This window comes from Oleiphilus sp. HI0043, from assembly GCF_001634935.1.
In genome coordinates, this window is sequence record NZ_LWEY01001380.1 from 1 (window position 1) to 956 (window position 956).

3 protein-coding genes and 1 pseudogene are annotated in these 956 nt (G+C 44.8%); all 4 read left to right on the forward strand.

What is annotated here, in order from left to right; all coding sequences use genetic code 11:
• Positions 1–221 (forward strand): annotated as a pseudogene (locus tag A3729_RS18795) (30S ribosomal protein S3); the annotation flags it as partial.
• Positions 222–232: 11 nt separating this feature from the next.
• Positions 233–646, forward strand: coding sequence for a 50S ribosomal protein L16 (gene rplP, locus A3729_RS18800; RefSeq protein ID WP_068508522.1), 414 nt, complete (start codon positions 233–235; stop codon positions 644–646).
• Positions 646–837, forward strand: a complete 192-nt coding sequence (gene rpmC, locus A3729_RS18805; protein ID WP_068508532.1) for a 50S ribosomal protein L29 — start codon at positions 646–648, stop codon at positions 835–837. The genes rplP and rpmC overlap by 1 nt, the downstream gene beginning before the upstream one ends.
• A gap of 2 nt (positions 838–839) precedes the next feature.
• A partial coding sequence (gene rpsQ, locus A3729_RS18810) for a 30S ribosomal protein S17 (protein WP_082882140.1) occupies positions 840–956 on the forward strand: 117 nt, incomplete at its 3' end.

Here is a 956-nt window from a genome sequence, read left to right on the forward strand (position 1 = left end):
GTCGTTTGGGTGGTGCTGAGATAGCTAGAAGTGAATGGTATCGTGAAGGTCGTGTGCCTCTACATACATTGCGTGCAGACGTTGATTACTCAACGCATGAGGCAAATACCACTTACGGCATTATTGGCGTTAAAGTTTGGATCTTCAAGGGCGAGATTCTGGGTGGTATCGAACAGGTACGTGCTGAGAAGAAAGCTACCAAGAAGAAAGCTGCTAAGTAAGGGGCCAAGTAATGCTACAACCAAAACGTACCAAATTTAGAAAAATGCAGAAAGGCCGTAACCGCGGTCTGGCTCAGCGCGGTGCAAAGATAAGCTTCGGCGAATATGGTCTTAAGTGTACCGATCGCGGGCGTATTACTGCACGACAGATTGAGGCGGCTCGTCGTACGATCTCTCGAAAAGTTAAGCGTGGTGGTAAGATCTGGATCCGAATTTTTCCTGACAAGCCGATTACGCAAAAGCCTTTAGAAGTTCGTCAAGGTAAAGGTAAAGGTAGTGTTGAATATTGGGTTGCCCAGGTTCAGCCAGGTCGAGTTTTATTCGAAATTGAAGGTGTGCCGGAAGAGCTGGCGCGTGAAGCATTCGCTCTTGCAGCTGCAAAATTACCTGTTTCGACAACCTTTGTTGAAAGGACGGTGATGTAATGAAAGCAAGTGAATTAACAAGTAAGTCTGTAGACGAGTTGAATCAGGATCTTCTTGGTTTGCTTAAAGAGCAGTTTAACTTGCGTCTACGCAAGTCTACTGGTCAGTTGAATCAGTCTCATTTACTTCGTCAGAATAGACGCGACATTGCACGCATTAAAACTGTATTGACGCAAAAGGCAGGTGAATGATTATGACTGATACTGCACAGAACACAGCTCGTACCTTAAATGGTAAAGTTGTTAGTAACAAAATGGATAAGTCAATCACTGTGATGATTGAGCGTCGTGTAAAGCATCCAATCTACGGT